This window comes from Plantactinospora sp. BC1 (assembly GCF_003030345.1).
Taxonomy (GTDB): domain Bacteria; phylum Actinomycetota; class Actinomycetes; order Mycobacteriales; family Micromonosporaceae; genus Plantactinospora.
Window position 1 is genome coordinate 4,908,337 of the sequence record NZ_CP028158.1, and the last position, 18,744, is coordinate 4,927,080.

The 18,744-nt window shown below is 72.6% G+C and carries 16 protein-coding genes; 15 read left to right on the top strand and 1 reads right to left on the bottom strand.

Translation table 11 applies throughout. The features are described from left to right. The first annotated feature begins 152 nt into the window (after window positions 1-152). The 10 genes from C6361_RS21485 to C6361_RS21530 all read left to right on the top strand — a co-directional run bounded on the left by C6361_RS21485 (window position 153) and on the right by C6361_RS21530 (window position 11,567). Window positions 153-2,273 (top strand): acetate--CoA ligase family protein, encoded by a 2,121-nt coding sequence (locus C6361_RS21485; protein WP_107268789.1) that lies wholly within the window; start codon window positions 153-155, stop codon window positions 2,271-2,273. Further along, window positions 2,270-3,100 carry a citryl-CoA lyase gene (locus tag C6361_RS21490; protein WP_107268790.1) on the top strand — a complete coding sequence of 277 codons (831 nt, stop codon included), beginning with the start codon at window positions 2,270-2,272 and terminating at the stop codon, window positions 3,098-3,100. The genes C6361_RS21485 and C6361_RS21490 overlap by 4 nt, the downstream gene beginning before the upstream one ends. Next, window positions 3,093-4,058 carry a MaoC family dehydratase N-terminal domain-containing protein gene (locus C6361_RS21495; RefSeq protein ID WP_159079409.1) on the top strand — a complete coding sequence of 322 codons (966 nt, stop codon included), beginning with the start codon at window positions 3,093-3,095 and terminating at the stop codon, window positions 4,056-4,058. The genes C6361_RS21490 and C6361_RS21495 overlap by 8 nt, the downstream gene beginning before the upstream one ends. A 5-nt stretch (window positions 4,059-4,063) precedes the next feature. After that, the gene (locus C6361_RS21500; RefSeq protein ID WP_234358933.1) at window positions 4,064-5,545 is read left to right on the top strand and encodes an NAD-dependent succinate-semialdehyde dehydrogenase; all 1,482 of its coding nucleotides are present in this window, start codon (window positions 4,064-4,066) and stop codon (window positions 5,543-5,545) included. Between the two features lie 132 nt (window positions 5,546-5,677). Then, on the top strand, window positions 5,678-6,847 hold the full coding sequence (locus C6361_RS21505) for an ABC transporter substrate-binding protein (RefSeq protein ID WP_107268792.1): 1,170 nt from the start codon (window positions 5,678-5,680) through the stop codon (window positions 6,845-6,847). A gap of 11 nt (window positions 6,848-6,858) precedes the next feature. Then, window positions 6,859-7,743: a branched-chain amino acid ABC transporter permease gene (locus C6361_RS21510; RefSeq protein ID WP_107258832.1), complete on the top strand. Its 885-nt coding sequence runs from the start codon at window positions 6,859-6,861 to the stop codon at window positions 7,741-7,743. Beyond that, on the top strand, window positions 7,743-8,717 hold the full coding sequence (locus C6361_RS21515; RefSeq protein WP_107258833.1) for a branched-chain amino acid ABC transporter permease: 975 nt from the start codon (window positions 7,743-7,745) through the stop codon (window positions 8,715-8,717). The genes C6361_RS21510 and C6361_RS21515 overlap by 1 nt, the downstream gene beginning before the upstream one ends. Next, window positions 8,714-9,496: an ABC transporter ATP-binding protein gene (locus C6361_RS21520; protein WP_107258834.1), complete on the top strand. Its 783-nt coding sequence runs from the start codon at window positions 8,714-8,716 to the stop codon at window positions 9,494-9,496. The genes C6361_RS21515 and C6361_RS21520 overlap by 4 nt, the downstream gene beginning before the upstream one ends. Beyond that, window positions 9,493-10,332, top strand: coding sequence for an ABC transporter ATP-binding protein (locus C6361_RS21525; protein WP_107268793.1), 840 nt, complete (start codon window positions 9,493-9,495; stop codon window positions 10,330-10,332). The genes C6361_RS21520 and C6361_RS21525 overlap by 4 nt, the downstream gene beginning before the upstream one ends. Then, a complete protein-coding gene (locus tag C6361_RS21530) occupies window positions 10,332-11,567 on the top strand; it encodes an iron-containing alcohol dehydrogenase family protein (RefSeq protein ID WP_107268794.1) in 1,236 nt (411 codons plus the stop codon). Before C6361_RS21525 ends, C6361_RS21530 begins: the two co-directional genes overlap by 1 nt. 77 nt (window positions 11,568-11,644) lie before the next feature. Here C6361_RS21530 and C6361_RS21535 read toward each other — a convergent pair whose 3' ends face one another. Next, a complete protein-coding gene (locus C6361_RS21535; RefSeq protein WP_107268795.1) occupies window positions 11,645-12,385 on the bottom strand; it encodes a polysaccharide deacetylase family protein in 741 nt (246 codons plus the stop codon). A gap of 330 nt (window positions 12,386-12,715) precedes the next feature. Between C6361_RS21535 and C6361_RS21540 the strand changes: the two genes are divergently transcribed. From C6361_RS21540 to C6361_RS21560, 5 genes are read left to right on the top strand one after another with little or no spacing between them, the layout of a single operon-like run. Continuing rightward, window positions 12,716-13,468: an AfsA-related hotdog domain-containing protein gene (locus C6361_RS21540; protein ID WP_159079410.1), complete on the top strand. Its 753-nt coding sequence runs from the start codon at window positions 12,716-12,718 to the stop codon at window positions 13,466-13,468. Further along, window positions 13,465-14,112: an isoprenylcysteine carboxylmethyltransferase family protein gene (locus C6361_RS21545; protein ID WP_107268797.1), complete on the top strand. Its 648-nt coding sequence runs from the start codon at window positions 13,465-13,467 to the stop codon at window positions 14,110-14,112. The genes C6361_RS21540 and C6361_RS21545 overlap by 4 nt, the downstream gene beginning before the upstream one ends. Window positions 14,113-14,117: 5 nt before the next feature. Continuing rightward, on the top strand, window positions 14,118-16,772 hold the full coding sequence (locus tag C6361_RS21550; protein ID WP_107268798.1) for a PEP/pyruvate-binding domain-containing protein: 2,655 nt from the start codon (window positions 14,118-14,120) through the stop codon (window positions 16,770-16,772). Next, on the top strand, window positions 16,769-17,731 hold the full coding sequence (locus C6361_RS21555) for a hypothetical protein (protein WP_107268799.1): 963 nt from the start codon (window positions 16,769-16,771) through the stop codon (window positions 17,729-17,731). Before C6361_RS21550 ends, C6361_RS21555 begins: the two co-directional genes overlap by 4 nt. Further along, entirely contained in the window at window positions 17,719-18,651 is a 933-nt protein-coding gene (locus C6361_RS21560) for an NAD(P)-dependent oxidoreductase (protein ID WP_159079411.1), read from the top strand. Before C6361_RS21555 ends, C6361_RS21560 begins: the two co-directional genes overlap by 13 nt. The last annotated feature ends 93 nt before the right edge of the window (window positions 18,652-18,744 follow it).

The following is an 18,744-nucleotide window of genomic DNA, read 5'->3' on the forward strand; positions in this document are numbered from 1 at the left end:
TGCCGTCGCCGCAGGCCGTCCCGCCGACGAACGACCTGGCGCGAGACTGTTGACATTCACAACACCCGGTGCACATACTCTGCGATCATCACCACCGGCCCTGGCCCCGTTCGTCCTGGCTGCGGGCGGTCGGCCCCTGGAACGGAGAATCCATGCAGACTCCGCGGTACGAGTCGATCCGCTACCTGTTGCGGCCGTCGAGCATCGCTGTCGTCGGCGCGTCCGACCGGCCCGACCGGATCGGCGGCCGCCCGCTGCGCATCCTCGCCGACCGTGGCTACCGAGGGTCGGTCTACCCGGTCAACCCCAAGTACGAGTCGGTGCAGGGCCTCCGCTGCTATCCCGACATCGCCGCGCTGCCGGCGGATGTCGAGCTGTTCGTCATCTGCATTCCGGCGGAGGCGGCGGTCGCCGCGCTGGAACAGGCGGCCGAGCGCGGGGCGCGGGCGGCCGTGGTGTTCGGCGGCGGATTCGCCGAGACCGGCGCCGACGGAAAGGCGCTCCAGGATCGGCTGTCCCGCATCGCCGAATCGGCCGGAATAGCGCTCGCCGGACCGAACAGCCTCGGGCTCGCGTCGTTCGCGCACCGCTCTTTCGCGACGTTCGCGACGACCCTGGAAACCATGCCGGCGATCGAGCCGGGCGGGGTGGCGCTGGTCTCGCAGAGCGGCGGCACCGCCTTCAACCTGCTGACCGAGGCGTACTGGGCGGGCGGCCGCTTCTCACACGTCGTCGCCACCGGCAACGAGGCGGGGGTGACCTTCCCCGACTACCTCCGCTACCTCGCCACCGACCCGGCCACCTCGGCCGTGCTCGGCTACGTCGAGGGCGTCGCCGACGGCGACCAGTTGGCGGTCGCACTCGGCGAGTTGCAGTCCGCCGGCAAGCCGGTCTTCCTGCTGAAGTCCGGCGCGTCCGAGCGGGGGAGCCGGTCGGTCGCCTCGCACACCGCGCAGTTCTCCGGTGTGGACAGTGCCTTCGACGCCGTCTTCGACCGGTTCGGCGCGGTCCGGCTGGCGAGCATGGACGACGCCGTCGACGTCGCCCGCGCCCTGACCATCGAGACCCCGGTCGACGGGCTGGCGGTGGCGACCAACTCCGGCGGCGCGGCGGCGTACCTGTCGGACGCCTGCGACCGGTACGGCGTACCGCTGACCGACCTCGCCGACGAGACCATGCGGGAGCTGCGGGCAGCACTGCCGGCGTTCGCCGGACTGACGAACCCGATCGACTTCACCGCCCAGGTGATCAACGACGTCGACCTGATGGCGAACACCCTGCGGATCCTCGACCGCGACCCCTCGGTCGACACGCTGCTGGTCTTCCTGGGCAGCATGGAGTACCTCGGGGAGAAGCTGATCGACATCCTCGTCCGCACCCGTGCCGAACTGCGCAGCCCGCTGGTGCTCTCCTGGCTCGGCGTCAGTGACCGGATCCGCCTCGCGGCCGCCCAGGCCGGCCTGGTGGTCGGCGCCGACCCGGCCCGGGCACTGCGCGGGATGGGGCTCGTCCGCGCCGGTCGACACGGCCAGCGGCAGGCACCCGGCCGGTCCGGTCCGGCGACAACGGTCGACCTCGGCGGGGCGCTGCGGGACGACCTGCCGTGGCTCGGGGACGGGCAGCGGCACGGCCTCGACGAGGCGCGCACGATGGCGCTGCTGGACCGGCTGGGCGTACCCACACCGCGCCGGGTCGGGGTCGGCAGCGCGGCGGAGGCGCTCACCGCGGCCGACGAGATCGGGTACCCGTGCGTGCTCAAGCTCGTCGAGCCCTTCCTGGCGCACCGCGCCCGGCAGGGAGCGGTCGAGGTCGGGCTGGACGGCCCGGACCGGCTCGCGGCGGCGTACCAGCGGATGGCCGGGCAGTTCGGCATGACCAGGGCACTCGTCGTCGAGCAGGTACCGGCCGGGCCGGAGCTGATCGTCGGGGTGCTGTCCGACGCGACGTTCGGCAGCCGCGCCGTGCTCGGCAGCGGCGGGATCTGGGCGAACGAGATCGACGACGTACGGACCCTGGTGCCGCCGTACGACCCGGGGTACGTCGCACACGAGCTGCGGCGGCTCAAGCTCCGGGCACAGTTCGAGACGCCGACGTCGGTCGACGTGCCGGCACTGGCCGAGCAGCTCGCTGCCGTACTGGCCCGGCTCGACGCCGTCGTGCGGGACGGCACGGCGGGGATCGGCGAGATCGAGTGCAACCCGATCCGGGTGGTCGACGGCCGGATCGTGGTCCTCGACGCGCTGGCCTTCACCACCGGCGGGGCCGGCCGATGAGCGAGGCGACCTCCGAACCGGCGCTGCGCCGCCCGGACCTCGGCATCTCCACCAACGTCGGACACGCCAACGCGCAGCGGATCGAACTGCGCCGGTACGACCTGGTCGAGGAGCTGATCGGGCACACCTCGTACACCGAGACCCTGCTGCTCACCGTGACCGGCCGGCGGCCCTCGGCCGCGCAGGTCCGGGCGGTCGACGCCGTGCTGGTCAGCCTGGTCGACCACGGGATGCAGCCGAGCGCCCTGGCCGCCCGGCTCACCTACTCGGCGGCGCCGGACGCGCTCCAGGGCGCCCTGGCCGCCGGGGTGCTCGGCGCCGGCAGCTCGCTGCTCGGCTCGATGGAGCAGGCCGGCAAGCTGCTGGCGGAGATCGGCGCGCGGATACGGGCCGGCACCGGCCCCCGGGTCGCGGCCGAGCACGCGGTCGGCCGGATCCTCGACGACGGCCGCCGGGTACCCGGCTTCGGGCACGGGCTGCACCGGACCGGTGATCCCCGGGCGATCCGGCTGCTACAGGTCGCGTCCGAGCTGGACGTGGCGACCGAGGAGACCGGCTGGCTCGCCGAGGTCGGTGCCGCGATCGAGGAGCGCAGCGGCCGGCGGCTCGTGGTGAACGCCACCGGAGCGGCGGCGGCGATCCTGCTCGGGGCCGGCGTCCCCTGGCACCTGCACCGGGGGATGGCGATCGTCAGCCGTACCGCCGGACTGCTCGCACACATAAACGAGGAACTCGACCAGCCGATCGCCCCCCGGGTACGCAGCGCGCTGCGCGAGGCGAGCTGGCTGGACGAGGAGCGCGACCCGGCGGGTGGCCCCGATGCGTGATCCGTCGACGATCGTCGGCAACAGCACCGGCTGGGCGCCGTTCGTCTGCGAGCGCTGGCGGGCCGAGCGGGTCCGGCAGGTCTCCGGGCTCGCCCAGCACCCCTACCTGCCGGCCGACGGCCAGGCCGAACTGGTGCCACCGTCCTTCCTGAGCGCGCAGTACGTGGACGCCTTCGCCCTGGGCGTCCCGGACGCGCCCGCCCGGCTCAACGGCGGCAACGCGTGCCGCTGGCTGGCGGACGTCCGGGTCGGCGACGCGCTCGAACGGAACTCCACGGTGATCGACGCCGAGGTCAAGAACGGCCGGACCGGCCGGCTGGAGATCTACACCATCGAGACGGTGTACCGCCGGGCCGACACCCCGGTCGAGGTGGCGAGGCTGCGGTACACCGCGATCCGGCGGTACCCGGAGTCGTCGGCAGTACCGCCGGCACCGCCGACGGCGACCGGAGCGCGGCCCGCCGCAGCCGGTCGGCCCACCGGGGCGGAACTGCCCGGGGACGCGGTCCGGGTCTTCTCCGCCACCGTCTCCAGTCGGGACGTCGTGCAGTACGCGGTCGCCACCGACGACCTCTACGAGGCGCACTACGACGAGTCCTACGCGCGGGCCAGCGGCCTGCCCGGAACCATCGTGCACGGCCTGCTGAAGCTGGCCTGGCTGGCCCGGGGCGCGCTGGAGTACGGCGGCACCGGCAGCGTGCTGCGGGAGCTGTCGGCGTCGTACCGGGGGATGGACCTGGTCGGCGCGGACTTCACGGTCTGGGTCGAGCCCGACCCGGCCGGCGGCGACGGCGGGACGAGACTCCGGCTCTACGGCCAGTCCCAGGGCGGTCCCGTCTCCACCGTCGGCACCGCCCTGCTCGAACCGGCGCCGGCCGCGTCGGCATCCACCGCGCTCCGGCCGGACCCGGACCGCGCGGCTACGCAGACCCGATCCCCAACCCAGGAAGAGGAGTGAGTGTCGTGGCTCAGCCCGTCACCGCGGAATTCGACGCCGGCCTGCTGCCCGGCGAGCCCGGTCGGACCCTGCTCATCGCCGGGAAGTGGACGACCGCCGAGACCACCTTCGACGTGCTCGACCCGGCGACGCTCGACGTCGTCGGACGCGCCGCCGACGCCGGGGAGGCGGAGGCCCGCGCCGCGGTCGAGGCGGCGGTGGCCGCCTACGACGGCTGGCGTACCGAGGCGGCCGAGGCCCGGGCCGGCCGGCTGCGCGCCGCCGTGCAGGCGATCCGCGCCCACGCCGAGGGGCTCGCCCGGCTGCTCTCGGTCGAGAACGGCAAGCCGTACGCCGAGGCGCACGGCGAGATCCTGCGGGGCGCCGCCATGCTGGAGTGGGGGGTCGAGGAGGGGCGCCGGGCGTACGGCCGGATCACCCCCTCCTCGGCGAACGGCCGAGGCGTCGTCCTCACCGCCCCGGTCGGTCCGGCGTTGCTGGTCACGCCCTGGAACTTCCCGGCGAGCATGCTGATGCGCAAGATCGGTCTGTCGCTCTCGGTCGGCTCGCCGGTGGTCGCCAAGCCGGCCGAGCAGACCCCGCTGATCGCGGTCGCGGTGACCAGGCTGATCAACGAGCAGCTTCCGCCGGGCGTGCTCAACGTCCTCACCACCTCGCGGCCGGCCGAGGTCGTCAACGCGGTCATGGACGATCCCCGGATCCGCAAGGTGAGCTTCACCGGCTCCACCGAGGTCGGGCTGAGCCTGGCCCGCCGGCCGGGTGCCGTGCTGCGGCGCGTCTCGCTGGAGATGGGCGGCCACTCGCCGGCCATCGTCTTCCCGGACGCGGAGCTGGACAGCACGGTCGACAACCTGATGTTCGCGAAGTTCCCCAACGCCGGCCAGAGCTGCATCTCGATCAACCGGCTCTTCGTGCACCGGTCCCTGCTGGCCGACCTGACCGGCCGACTCGCCGAGCGGATCGCCGCGCTGCGCCTCGGGCGCGGGCTCGACGCCGGGGTGACGACCGGTCCGCTGATCGACTTCGCCGGCCTGGCCAAGGTCGAGCGGCACGTCGAGGACGCGGTCGCGAAGGGTGCCACCGTGCTGGCCGGCGGCGGGCGCTGGACGCCGGACGACCCTCGGCTCAAGGGCGCCTTCCACCAGCCGACCCTGCTGACCGACGTGCACGAGGGGATGCAGATCGCCCACGAGGAGACCTTCGGGCCGGTGCTCCCGGTCTACCCGTTCGACGACGGCGACGACGTGGTCGCCCGGGCCAACGACACGACGTACGGGCTGGCCGCCTACGTGTTCGGCGCGGACTTCAACCGGCTCTGGGACGCGATGGAGCGGCTGGAGTTCGGCGTCATCGGGGTCAACGACGCCATGCCCAACCGGCCGGAGCTGCCCTTCGGCGGCTTCAAGAACAGCGGCCAGGGCCGGGAGGGCGGCACCGAGGGGATCGAGGACTACGTCGAGACGAAGGCCATCGCGATCAGGCGATGACCGCGTCCGGCTCCTGGGGATGAGCGCCGGCACCGCCCGGCGGTGCCACACCGAATTGCGACGTTCCACCACCCCGCCCGGCTCGGGCGCAGAGGCCAGCCGCCACACCGGCCGGCCGGAATAGGAGACCTGATGTTCCACCGCAGGCGACCCCCACGATGGATATCCGCGAGCACCCGCACCACCCTGGCCCTTGTCCTCGCCGCCGGGGCGCTCTCGGCCTGCTCACTCGACTCCGGCAGCGTCACCGCCGCCGGTGAGGAGTCGGCCTCCGGCGAGGTACTGGTCGGCGTCGCGCTGCCGTTCTCCGGCGCGGTGTCCCGGACCGGGAACCTGTACCGCAAGGGCATCGAGCTGCGCCTGAAGCAGGCCGAGGAGTCCGGCGAACTCGGCGACATCTCCGTCAAGGTCGACTTCCAGGACGACGCGAACAACCCCAGCGAGGCGGTACCGCTGGTGACCCGGTTCGCCCAGGCCGGCGCGGTCGCCATGTTCGGGGCGCACTCGTCGCCGGTCGCGCTCGCCCAGGCGAACGCCGTCGAGGCGGCCGGGCTGCCCGAGTTCGTCTTCGGCGCCAGCAACTCGATCAAGAACCCGTTCCAGTACCAGGTGAACGCCCGGGACTCGGAGCAGATCAGGAACGTCATCAACTTCGCCGCCCGGAACAACTTCCGCCGGGTCGGCATCTTCACCGACACCGGCGCGTACGGCACCTCGGCGAAGCAGCAGCTCGACGCCATTCTCGGCGCGTCCGACCTGGAGATCGTCGGGTCCGAGACGTTCGAGCCGACCGCCTCGAACCTGGCACCGCAACTCGTCTCGCTGCGGCGCAAGAATCCCGACTTCGTGGCGATGTTCAGCTTCGGCACCCCGTACGCGGCGGTGGTGAAGGGCAAGGCGGAGATCGGCTGGAACGTGCCGATCGTCGGCAACGTGGCCGCCGGTGACATCGCGGTCGGCGAGATCGCCGGCAAGGACGCCGACGGCCTCTACTTCATGACGCCGCTGGGCGACGAGTCCGAGGCCAGCCGGGCCCTCGCCGAGTCCTGGGCGAAGGCGTATCCGGACGACCCGCTGACCTTCGAGGGCGCGACCGCGTACGACGCGATGACGGTGCTGATCCGGGCGTTCAAGCAGGGCGGCACCAGCCGGCAGGCGGTGCAGGAGTGGCTGTCGAAGGCGACCGCGATCGAGGGTCTGGCCTGCGGCAGGTCGCCGTGGAACCTGACCGAGCGGGCACCGATCAAGGCTGACGACCTCGCGTTCCGGCTCTGGAAGACAGGAGAGACGGTCGCTGTCTGACCGCACCGGAGATGACTGAGCTACTTTATTTCACGATCATCGGGCTCTGCATCGGCTGCGGCTACGCGCTGGTGGCACTCGGCATCTCGACGCTGTTCAACGGCACCGGCGTGCTGAACTTCGCCCAGGGTGACATCGTCATGCTCGCGGCGCTCTTCGTCGCCGTCCGCACCACCGCCGGTGGGGGATACCTCAGCGGCTTCCTGGAGGCGGTCGCGGTGGTGCTGGTCGCCAGCGTGCTGCTGGGGCTGCTCTTCGTCCGGCCGGCGATGGCCCGGCGTCGGGACATCGACCTGATCATCGTCGGCACGATCGGCGTCTCGACGGTACTGGCGAATCTCGCGAACAACGTGCTCGGCTCCGAGACGTACCGGCTGGCGAGCCCGGTCACCGCCCAGGCGGTCAGGCTGGAGTCGTTCAGCATCTCGTTCGACTACTTCGCGATCCTGCTCGCCGCCGGGCTGCTGATGGCCGCCTTCTTCGTCTTCTACCGGAAGACCGACATCGGGTTGCAGATGCGCGCGATGTCGGCCGACGTGGACGCCGCGCGGCTGTCGGGGGTGCAGGTCGCCCGCCTGACGGTGGTCGGCTGGGTCTTCGCCGGCATCGTCGGGGTGTTCGCGGGCGTACTGCTGGGCACCGTGCTGCTGGTCAGCGCCAGCATGGGTGTGGCGCTGACGATCAGCGGCTTCGCCGCCGCGATGATCGGTGGGCTCCGGCACCCGTACGGCGCCGTCGTGGGTGGCGTGATCATCGGCCTCGCCGAGAACTACGCGGCGGGATACCTCAACACCGCCGCCCGGCAGGCGATCGCGCCGCTGATCATCATGGCCGTGCTGCTGGTGCTGCCGCAGGGCATCCTGGCCGGCCGGGGCGTCAAGGCGAGGGTGGTCTGATGGCGGCGGCACGCGGTGCGGCACGGGCGACCCGGCAGGGCGTGCACCTCGGCGAGGCGGCGGCGATCGCGGCCGGTGCGGTCGCGCTCGCGGCGGTGCTGGGCCCGCACGAGGCCCAGATCGCGGCGATGACCGCGATCTTCGCCCTGGCCGGCGTCGGGCTGAACATCCTCGTCGGGTACACCGGACTGGTCTCGCTCGGCCACGTCGTCTTCTTCGCCATCGGCGCGTACGGCTGGGCGAGGCTGACCGAGTCCGGTTCGCCGGCGCTGGCGGTGCTGGTCCCGATCCTCGTCTCGCTGGTGGTGGCGGCGCTGATCGTGCTGGTCACGTTGCGGGTCGTCGGCTACTACTTCGGCATCACGACCCTGGCCATCGGCCTGCTGTCGGTCGTCGTGGTGCAGAACGCGACCCCGCTCACCGGCGGGTACGCCGGGATCAGCGGCATCCAGCAGATCGCCGTACCGGGATTCGCCGGTCCGGGGCAGGTACTGGTGATGTCCGGCCTGGTGCTCGCCGTCGCGTACTACCTACAGAGCAGCCTGCGGGAGTCACCGCTCGGGGCCGCGATGCTGGCCACCCGGTTCGACGTACCCGCGTCCCAGTCGCTCGGCCTCTCGGTGGCCTGGATACGACTCCTCGCCTTCATGATCAGCTCGGTGCCGGTCACCATCGCGGGCGCCTTCCTCGCCCAGCTCGTGCACTACATCGGGCCGGACCAGATGTCGCTGGAGACCTCCATCCGGCTGATCGCGATCGCCATCATCGGCGGCCGGGGCTGGCGCTGGGCGCCGGTGCTCGGTGCGGTGGTCGTGGTGACCCTGCCCGAGCTGCTCCGGCCGCTGGCCGAATACCGGCTGGTCTTCTACGGCGTCGCGCTCGCCTTCGTGGCACTGTTCATGCCGCGCGGGCTCAGCCAGCTCGTGACCTGGGTCGGCGGGCGGATCCACGCGCTGAGAGGAAGCACCGGATGAACACCGTTCGACTCTCCGTACGCGAGATGACCGTGCGGTTCGGCGGCGTCGTCGCGGTCGCGCGGCTCAGCCTCGACGTCACCGGCGGCGAGATCCTGGCCCTGATCGGGCCGAACGGCGCCGGCAAGAGCACCGCGATCAACGGCCTTTCCGGGTTCGTGCCGGTCACGGTGGCGGCGCTCTCCGTCCGGTACGGCGACGACGTCGTCGACCTGACCCGACTGTCGCCGCCGCAGCGCAGCCGGCTCGGCATCGTGCGTACCTTCCAGACGCCACGGCTGATCCCGGAGCTGACGGTCTGGCAGAACGTCGCGATGGGCTCGGTCGCCGGCGACGTGCGCCGCCGCTGGTTCGAGCTGCTCGGCGGGCCGGGGCTGTCCCGGGGCGCCCGGGAGCGGCGCGACCGGGCGGTCACCGCACTCGCGGCGCTCGGGCTCGACCGGCTCGCCCAGGACAGTCCGGGCGAACTCAGCCTCGGCGAGCAGCGCCTCGTGGAGATCGCCCGGGCGATGGTCTCCGGCGCCCGGGTGCTGCTGCTCGACGAGCCGTTCGCCGGACTCTCCTCGGTGGAGCAGCAGCGGCTGGCGGCCGAGATCGACAAACTGAGGTCCGCCTCGGTCGCCGCGCTGCTGGTGGAGCACAACCTCGAACTGGTCCGGTCGCTGGCCGACACCGTGGTGGCGATGGACCAGGGGGCCGAGTTCGCCCGTGGGGACGCGGCCACGGTCCTGGACTCGCACGAGGTCCGCGAACGGTACCTGGGTGAGGTGGCGCGATGAGTGACGATCCGACCCGACAACCGGCGGCGCTGGAGCTGACCGGCTTCTCCGCCTACCACGGCGCGGTGGCCGCCGCGAAGGACGTCTCGCTCCGGGTCGAGCGGGGCAGCGCGGTCGGGGTGCTGGGCCCGAACGGGGCCGGGAAGTCGACGCTGTTGCTGGCCGCCGCCGGTTTCGTCCGGACCACCGGCGAGGTGTCGATCGGCGGACAGGTCGCCAGCCGGCTCTCCCCGGCCCGGCGGCGCCGGCTCGGCCTGGCGATGGTGCCGCAGGAGCGGGCCGCCGTCCTGGAGTTGTCGGTCGCCGAGAACCTGCGGCTATCCTGGCTCACCGGCCGGCGGGCCACCCCGTACGAGCAGGCGCGGGAGTCGGTGCTGGAGATCTTCCCGGTACTGGCGGACCGGCTCGGCGACCCGGCGGGCAACCTCTCCGGCGGCCAGCGCCAGATGCTCGCGGTCTCCCGCGGGCTGATGGCGACCTGCGACGTACTGCTGCTCGACGAGCCCACGGCCGGGCTGTCGCCGAAGCTCATCTCCGAGCTGGTGGCGGCGATCCGCACCCTGAACGAGCGCGGCATCACCGTCCTGCTCGTCGAACAGAACTTCTCGGTCGTCGAGCGCACCTGTTCGTACCTGCACGTGTTGAACGGCGGGCGGATCGTCTGGCACGGCCCGACGAGCGCCATCGACCGGGACAGCATCGGCGACCTGTACTCGGGAGCCCGTCGGCCGCAGCCGCCGGTTCCCGGGGCGGCGGATCCGGCGCGGGAACCCCGCGTCCGGGCGGAGGCGGACCGGGCCGTACCGGCCGGATCCGGTGAACTGGGGGAGTCCTGATGGAGACGGTGTTCCTACCGGCGAGCGGCTCGACCGCCGAGTTCGTCTCGCCGGCCACGGTGGTCAGCGGCCGGGGCAGCTCCGCGCTGGTCGCCCGGGTGCTGTCGTCCCGGCTGCACCTGCCCGACGGCGCCTCGGTGCTCGTCGCGGTCGACGACGTCGTCGCGGGCGCCGGACTACTCGGGTCGATGCTGGACGCGCTGAACGCCGGGTACCGGGTGACGGTCGTCGGCGGGTTCGGCGCCGAACCGGACGACGACCGCATCGACCGGGCGGCGGCGCGGGCCCGGGAGGTCCGCGCGGACGTCGTCGTCGCGGTCGGCGGCGGCTCCGTGCTGGACGCCGCCAAGATGGTCGCGCTGCTGTTGCGCAACGACGGCGGCGCCGCCGACTGGCTCGGCCCGGTCGCGCCGCCCGGCGGCGTCGCTCCGCTCGTCATGGTGCCGACGACCTGCGGTACGGGCTCCGAGGCGACCCGGGCCGCGATGGTGACGGTGGCCGGGGCGAAACGCATCTCGGCCACCCCCGGGTACGTCGGCACGGCCGTCGTGCTCGACCCGGCGCTGCTGGACGGGCTGCCCGGACGGATCGTCGCGATCACCGGGATGGACGCGCTGTCGCACGCGGCCGAGTCGCTGATGTCCACCGACCGCTCGCCGATGACGGTGCACCACGCCAGGGCGGCGATCGCCCTGCTGGTCGGGAACCTGGAGGCGGCCTGCCACGGTGACGTCGAGGCCCGGGCCGCCTGCCTCTGGGCGTCGCACCTGTCGGGTCAGGCGCTCAACGCGGGTGTGCTGCTGGGGCACTCGCTCGCGTACTGCGTCGCGCACGAGCGGTCCGTACCGCACGGCGTCTCGTCGGGGCTGGCGTTGCCGTACTGCATCGCGTTCAACGCCGGTGGGCTCGAGCCGGACTGTGCCCGTACCCTCGCCCGGGCCCTCAGCTCGGACCGCGGCGACGACCTGCTCGACGCGGCGGAGGCGGTCCGGGCCCTGCTCGGTCGGCTGGAACTGCCGAGCACCCTCGCGGAGCTGGGCATCGGCGCGGAGGCGGACGACCGGATCGCGCAGCGGTGTGCCGCGGAGTACCCGCGCGCGAACAACCCGACGCCGATGACCGTGGACGCGCTGCGGCGGCTCGTCCCGGCGATGCGTACCGGCGATCTCGGCGCGGCGTTCGCGGCGGGCTCGACCGAGACGGCGACGGCGGGGTCGCGGACAGGGCTCGGCTAGCCTCGGGCGCACGGGCCGTCGACGCCGCCGTCGGCGTACCTCGGACGTGGCGCCCGGATTCCCGGACCCGGGTCGGCCTATTCGGCCTCGCCGACGGGAGCCAGCGGGAGCGCTGCGGCAGCCGACGTGTCGAGCCAGACGCGCCAGTCCGGGGTGCCGGTGCTCAGCGCGCGTCCGAGCGACGTCGGGACCAGATCCTGCGCGCCGATCCGGGACAGGATGGCGGCGGTGACCGCGCCCCGGTCGACGGCCGGCGGGTCGAAGGGCTCGGCGCCGTCGTCCGGGAGCGCGACGGTGTCGTGCGCGAGCACGACCATGCCGGGTTGGAGGTGGTCGAGTTCCGCGAACGCCAGGTCGGGGGCGACCGTGTCCCAGTCGCGGCACTCCCGCTGCCACACCACCGGGACCAGCCCGGCATCCACGGTCGCCTGCCAGACCAGGGTGTTCTGCGCGCCGTAGGGAGGGCGGAAGAACCGGACCGGTAGCCCGGTGAGGTCCTCCAGTTCGGCGCGGGCGTCGCGGAGCAGCGCCGGCACCACCGCCGGGTCGGTGCGGGTGAGTCGACGGTGGTCGAAGCCGTGCAGCGCGACCTCGTGCCCGGCGGCGACGATCTCGGCGAGGAGCAGCCGTTCGCGGCGGACCCGGACGAGGAGGGTGAAGAAGGTCGCGTACGCGCCGGCGTGTGCGAGCTGAGCGAGAACCGGGTCGGTGTCACCGCTGCGCGGCCCGTCGTCGAAGGTCAGCGCCACCGTACGCTCGCCGGTTCTGACGCCGTGCAGTGACGAACCGATCTCACCGGGTACGAGGGATCCCTCCATGGGCCCGAATTCTATCGACAGCCGTCGTCGCGGCGGGCGTTGCTCGGAGCCGGGCGGGCGGTGGGTGTGAGGTGCGGCGACGACCGGCCGCTCCGGTACGTCCGGCTTCGGGTCACCGTCCACACTCGACGCCTCGTCACAGATCGACTACTATCAGTCGCAGACGCCATGGACCTCGGAGGCGACGGTGCGGCGTGCCCGCGCCAGCGACGAGCCGAGGCTGCGGCCGGCGGAGGCATGCACCCAGGACACCTTTGCAGACACCGGCCACGACGCTTCCGCACCGGCTGGCGGATCCTCTGCGCTCCAGACAGATCAGGGGGGAATCCTATGCAGCGCATGCTGGTGGTCGGCGACCGCTTCGCCACCTCGACCAACCGTCCCGACGTCCGTGGGCTGTCCCAGTTCCTCGCCGAACTTCGCGGCGGCCGATACGACGACCCGCAGGAGCGACGACAGATCATCCTCGGCCAGTGCCTGGACGGCACCGCCCGGGAGCGGATCGAGCAGGAGCTGTCCCGGCGCGGCCTCACCGGCCGGATCACCATCCCGGACCGGCAGCGGGACGTGGTGCACCCGTCCCGGGTGCACAAGCGGCGACAGGAGAACGTCCTGCTCGCCGACGTGGAACGGATCGAGCCGGAGCGGTTCCGGGCCCGGCTCTCCATCGACGTGGACAACGAGCTGGTGCTCGACCACGTCAGCGGCTGGCACGTCTCCGGGATGGTGATCAACGAGGCGGCTCGGCAGATGATCCTCGCCGTGACCGAGGGGTTCTACGCCGCCGAGCGGTCCGGCCCGGGTCTGCAGTACCTGCTGCACTCCTGGACCACCCGGTTCGACCGGTTCCTCTTCCCGGTCGACGCCACGGTGCTCTACACGGTCGACCGGCTGGACGCCCGGCGACCGGACCGCCTACGGTTCGACGTCAGCGTCGACATCGTGCAGAACGGCGCCCGCGCGGCCCAGTGCACGATGACGTTCAGCGCGATGAACGCGACCTCGTTCACCGCGATCGAGAAGCGGATGGCGAACGAGCTTCTCGACGACATCCTCCGGGCACCGGCCGAGGTCGTCCGATGACCGGCGCGCTACGCCGCTTTCCGGTCATCGCACTCGGCGTCATCGGCCTCACCACCAGCCTGGCCCTGGTGCACGCGCTCACCCGGTGGTCATCGCCGCAGTACCGGGTGGCCGTGTTCTTCCTGGCCGGCTACCTGGTCTGGCTGGTTCTGGAGGCGCACGTCACGGTACGCAGCGCCCGGGAGGACCCCCGGACGACCGACCGGGGCACCGTGCTGCTCTACGGGCTCGCCCGGGTCGTCCTCGTGCTCGCGGCGCTGCTGATCCCGCCCAGCTGGGACTCGTACCGGCCCTGGATGCCCCTGCTGCTGGTGCCCTTCGTCGGCGGTGTCGCGCTCCGGCTGTGGGCGATCCGGACGCTCGGCCGCTTCTACAGCCACAAGGTCCGCACCGTCACCGACCACCAGATCGTGCGCACCGGCCCGTACCGGCTCGTCCGGCACCCCGCGTACGCCGGAATGCTGTTGGCACACCTGGCCTTCGTGCTGTTCTTCCTCAGCAACGCCAGCGCCGCCGCCCTGGTCGTACTCCTGGCGCCGGCGGTGGTGGTGCGGATCCTGGTCGAGGAGCGGCTCCTCCTCGACACCACCGAATACGCGGGGTACGCGACCGGGCTGCGCCGCCTCGTGCCGTTCGTGTGGTGAGGCCGATGCGCCGGATCGTCACCGGACGGCACCTGCGGGCCGTGGCCGCCGTCGGACCGAAGTTCGCCCGCCAGGCCGAGATGGCCGCAGCGGGCCTGCCCGTCCCGCCGTTCTTCTGCCTCTCCACCCGCTGCTACACCGAGATCCTGCGTCCCCACCAGCCGGAGATCACCGACCGGCTGGGCCGGATCGACTACTCCGACCCGGCCAGCCTGGCCGAGCACGCCGCCGCACTGCGGAGCCTGGTCGCCGACGCCACCATCCCCGCCGACCTCGCCGCCGCGACACTGCGCACCTTCGACACCACCTTCGGCCCGGACGCGGCCGTCGCGGTCCGGGCGTCGGCGGTCGGGGCAGCTCCCGGCGACAGCGAGGACTCCACCGACGACGCGTTCGCCGGGCTCAGCGACAGCTTCCTCTACGTGACCCGGGACCGGCTGCTGGAGCGGGTCCGACACTGCTGGGCGTCCGCCTTCAACCCGGAGAGCCTGCTGTACCGGCACGCCGTGGCCGGCGGTCGGGCCGGACCCGCCGGCACCGGTCGACCGGCGGTGGCGATGGCGGTGGGTGTCCAGCGCATGGTGTTCGGGGAGCGGTCGTTCGTGCTCTTCACCGCCGACCCCCGCCTCGGCAGCCGGGACACCGTCATCGCGGCGGGACATGGCATCGGCGAGGGGATCGTCCAGGAGAAGGTGCCGGTCGACCACTACTTCGTCGACCGGGCCACCGGCGAGGTCCGGTCGCACGTCGCCGAGCGCGCCGAGGCACCCGGCCCGGTGCTGCGCGGGTCGCGGCTGACCGAACTGGTCCGGCTGGGCCACCGCATCGAGGACCTATTCGGCGTACCACAGGACATCGAAGGGACCATCACCGCGGACGGGCGGGTGCACGTGTTGCAGAGCCGGCCGATCGTGCTCGACTGGGCGCGGCAGCGACTCTGGAGCAACGCGAACATCACCGAGAGCTTTCCCGGGGTCAGCACGGTCCTCACATACTCCTTCGCGCAGCGGTTCTACCGGGCCATCTTCACCGACCTCTACCGCCGGTTCGGGGTGAGCGCCGCCGAGCTTCGCCGCCGCGAGCCCGATCTCGACCGCATGATCGGGCGGCTGCGGGGCCGGATCTACTACTCGCTCTCCGCCTGGTACCGCCTGCACCGCGGCACCGCGCTCTTTCCCCTCTGGCGGGCGGCCTGGGAGCGGATGATGGGCCTGGAGCGGACGGCACCGGACGCCCGGCGCGACCGGCTTCCGGGTACCCCGACCGGCATCTACCGGTCGGTGCTGGCCGGACTGCGGCTGGCCGGACTGGCGGTGACCCACGACCGGGCGATGCGCGACTTCGGGCGCTGGTGGGCCGGGGTCGCCGGACCGCGCCGGGGCTGCCCACTCGACTCGACCGACCCGCTCGGACTGATCGACGACTTCCACCACGTCTGGGCGGAGGTGGGCCGGCACTGGGGCCGGACGCTGGTCAACGACCTCCTGCTGACCAGCACCGCCGGTGCGACCACGGCGCTCTTCGCACGCTGGTTGCCGGACGCCGACCCCGGACTGCTCAGCGACCTGCTCTGCGGCGACGAGGAGAACCAGAGCATCCGGGCGCTCATGTCCATTGTCGACATCGCCGAGCGGGTCCGGGCGGACCCCCGGTTGGCGGCGGCGGTCGCCCGTGGCCCGGACGACGAGGTGTGGCGTGCGATGGCGGGCGGCGCGTACGGTGACGCGCTCGTGCTCCGGCTGCACGAGCACGTCGAGCGCTACGGCGACCGGGGACTGCACGAACTGAAGCTGGAGCAGGCCAACCCCCGGCAGCGGCCCGAGCAACTGGTCCGGGTCGTCCGGTCGTATGCGGAACAGAGCATGACGGTCGCCGGGCTGCGGGACGCCGAGCGCGCCGCCCGCGACCGGGGCGACCGCCGGCTCGCCGAACTCCTCGGAACCGGCTCGCCCCGGCGGTTGATCCTCGCGGTGCTGCTGGCCCGCCAGCGGCGCTACATCCGGTACCGGGAGGACTCCCGCTACTCCCGCAGCGAGTTGTTCGGCTACGCCAAACGCACCTTCTCGGCGCTGGGCGACGCCCTGGCCGCCCGGGGAGTGCTCGCGGATCCGGCCGATGTCGTGCACCTGACCCAGGACGAGATCTTCGGGTACTTCGACGGTACGGGGTCGACCGACCAGCTCGACGCACTCGTCGCGGTGCGCCGGGCCGAGTACGAACGCTCGGGGCCGGAACTGCCGATGCACTTCGCCACCATGGGGCCGGTACGGGACACCTGGCCCGATCCCGGCCGTGACCCGACCCCGGTCAACGGCGACGGTGCCGGCGGGCGGGCGCAGTTGCGCGGGCTGGGATCCAGCAGCGGCAGGGTCCGTGGCACCGCCCGGGTCGTCCGGGACCCGCACGCCCGGGTGGACGCGTGCGACGACATGATCCTGATCGCCCGGGAGACCGATCCCGGATGGCTCTTCCTGATGATGTCGGCCCGGGGCATCGTGGTCGAGCGCGGCACCATGCTCTCGCACACGGCCATCACCGGCCGCAAGTTCGGCATCCCGACCGTCGTGTCGGTACCCGGCGCGACGGACCGGATTCCCGACGGCGCCCCCATCGAGATCGATGGCGCCGAGGGCACCGTGACGCTTCTGGAGGAGGCATGACGGCAGGCATGACGGCAGGCATGACGGAGAACATGACGGGTGCGGCAGGCCGGCTGCTCTCCTTCGCCCGGGAACGCTTCCCGGTGCGGATCTACGGCAGCTACGCGGTGCTCTGGGTCCTCGCCCTCGACGGCTCGATCTCGCTGGTCCAGCCGAACATCGGGCGGTGGCAGCTCAGCCCGTACCTCCTGGTGGAGATCGCCTCGGTGCTGATGACGCTGCTCTTCATCCGGATCGTCGACGAGCAGAAGGACCTGGCGTACGACCGTGAACACCACCCGGACCGGCCGCTGCCCCGGGGCGCGGTACGGCTCGGCGAGGTGCGTGCGGCGACGGTGGCCTGCGGACTGGCCGTCGTCGCCGTCAACCTGGCGATCTCCCCCTGGCTCGCCGGCTGGTCGCTGCTCAACCTCGGCTACGTCTGTCTGCTCGTCGGATGGGAACGCGCGGCGCCCCGGGCCAGCGCGCGGCTCTTCCTCAACCTGACGGTCAGCTATCCGGGTCAACTGCTGGTGAGTGGCTACATCTGGCTGGCCCTGTTGATCCGCACCGACGCCGAACCGACCTGGCACGCCGTACCGGTCCTGCTGATGTTCGCCGCCGTCTTCCTGCACTTCGAGTTCGCCCGGAAGACCAGTTGGACCCCTCGGGACGAACCGAACTACTACTCCAACGTCGTCGGCGGACGCGGCAGCGCGGGCCTGGCGATCGGTTCCGCACTCGGGGCGGTGGCGATCGCCCTGGTGATGTTCCGGCCCTGGCGGGCCGAGGGTCTCGCGGCGTTCGCGGCATGGTTTCCGCTCTCCGCCGGTGGCTTCCTGTGGGCCGGCGGCGAGCGGTTCCTCTCCCGGTCCGTACCGGTCTGGCCGACCGCGCCGGCAAGGGGATTCCTGGCCTGGTTCTACCTCGGGCTGATCGTCCAGGCCCTCGCGGTCCAAGAGGTCGGGTGGCCCTGGTGAGTGGCGGCATCCTGCTCACCGGGAGTACCGGCTTCGTCGGCGCCGCCACGCTGCGGGCACTGCTCACCACGGTGCAGGCCCGACGCGTCCGCCTCCTCGTGCACCGCCGTGCACCCGAGATCGTGGGCGGCGACGGCGTGCGGCTGGTCCCCGCCGACCTCGGGCAACCCTCGTCGCTGCACGGCATCTGCGACGGAGTGGAGACGGTCGTGCACCTGGCGGCCCGGATCGGCGGCGACGAGGAGACCTGTCAGTTGGTCAACCACCACGGCACCGCCGCACTGCTCGCGGAGGCGCGTCGCGCCGGGGTACGCCGGATCCTCGCCCTGAGCACCGCCGCCGTCTACGGCGACGGGGTGCACCGGGGCCCGACCGAGGACCAGCTCGACCCTCGACCGGTTTCCCCCACCAGCCGCTCCCGGTACGACGCCGAACGGCTGGTACGCGCCGCGGGCGGCGTCGTGTTCCGTCCGATGTTCATCACCGGCCCGGGCGACACCTGGTTCCTGCCGACGCTGCTCGACCTGGTACGCGCGCTGGGCGCCTGGGTCGACGACGGTCGGGCCTGGCTCTCCACGATCCGGGTCGAGCACCTCGGCACGGTCATCGCCACCGCCGCCACCCGCACCCCGCTGACGCCCGGCGGGGTCTACCACGCCACCGATCCGTGTCCGGTACGGGTCCGGGACCTGGTCACCCGCCATGCCAACAACCCACTTCCGGCCGAGAGCATCAGCCTGGACGAGGCCGAACGGCGGCTCCCCGCCCCGTTCACGCCCCGGCAACTGCGGCTGCTCTTCACCGACCACTGGTACGACAGCTCACGACTGTGGCGAACCCTCGACCTACCGGAACCCGGCGGCGGCACCGGCTGTGGCCGATCCTGTCCGGCGTGCCGGTCACGTGTCGCGGACGGGTGACCGGCGACCGCGCGGCCCTCGGCCGACTCGGGCGTGGCGGGGGCGGCCGACGGGACGACCACGGACGGCACAGGGCCGGACTCGGAGGGCCGA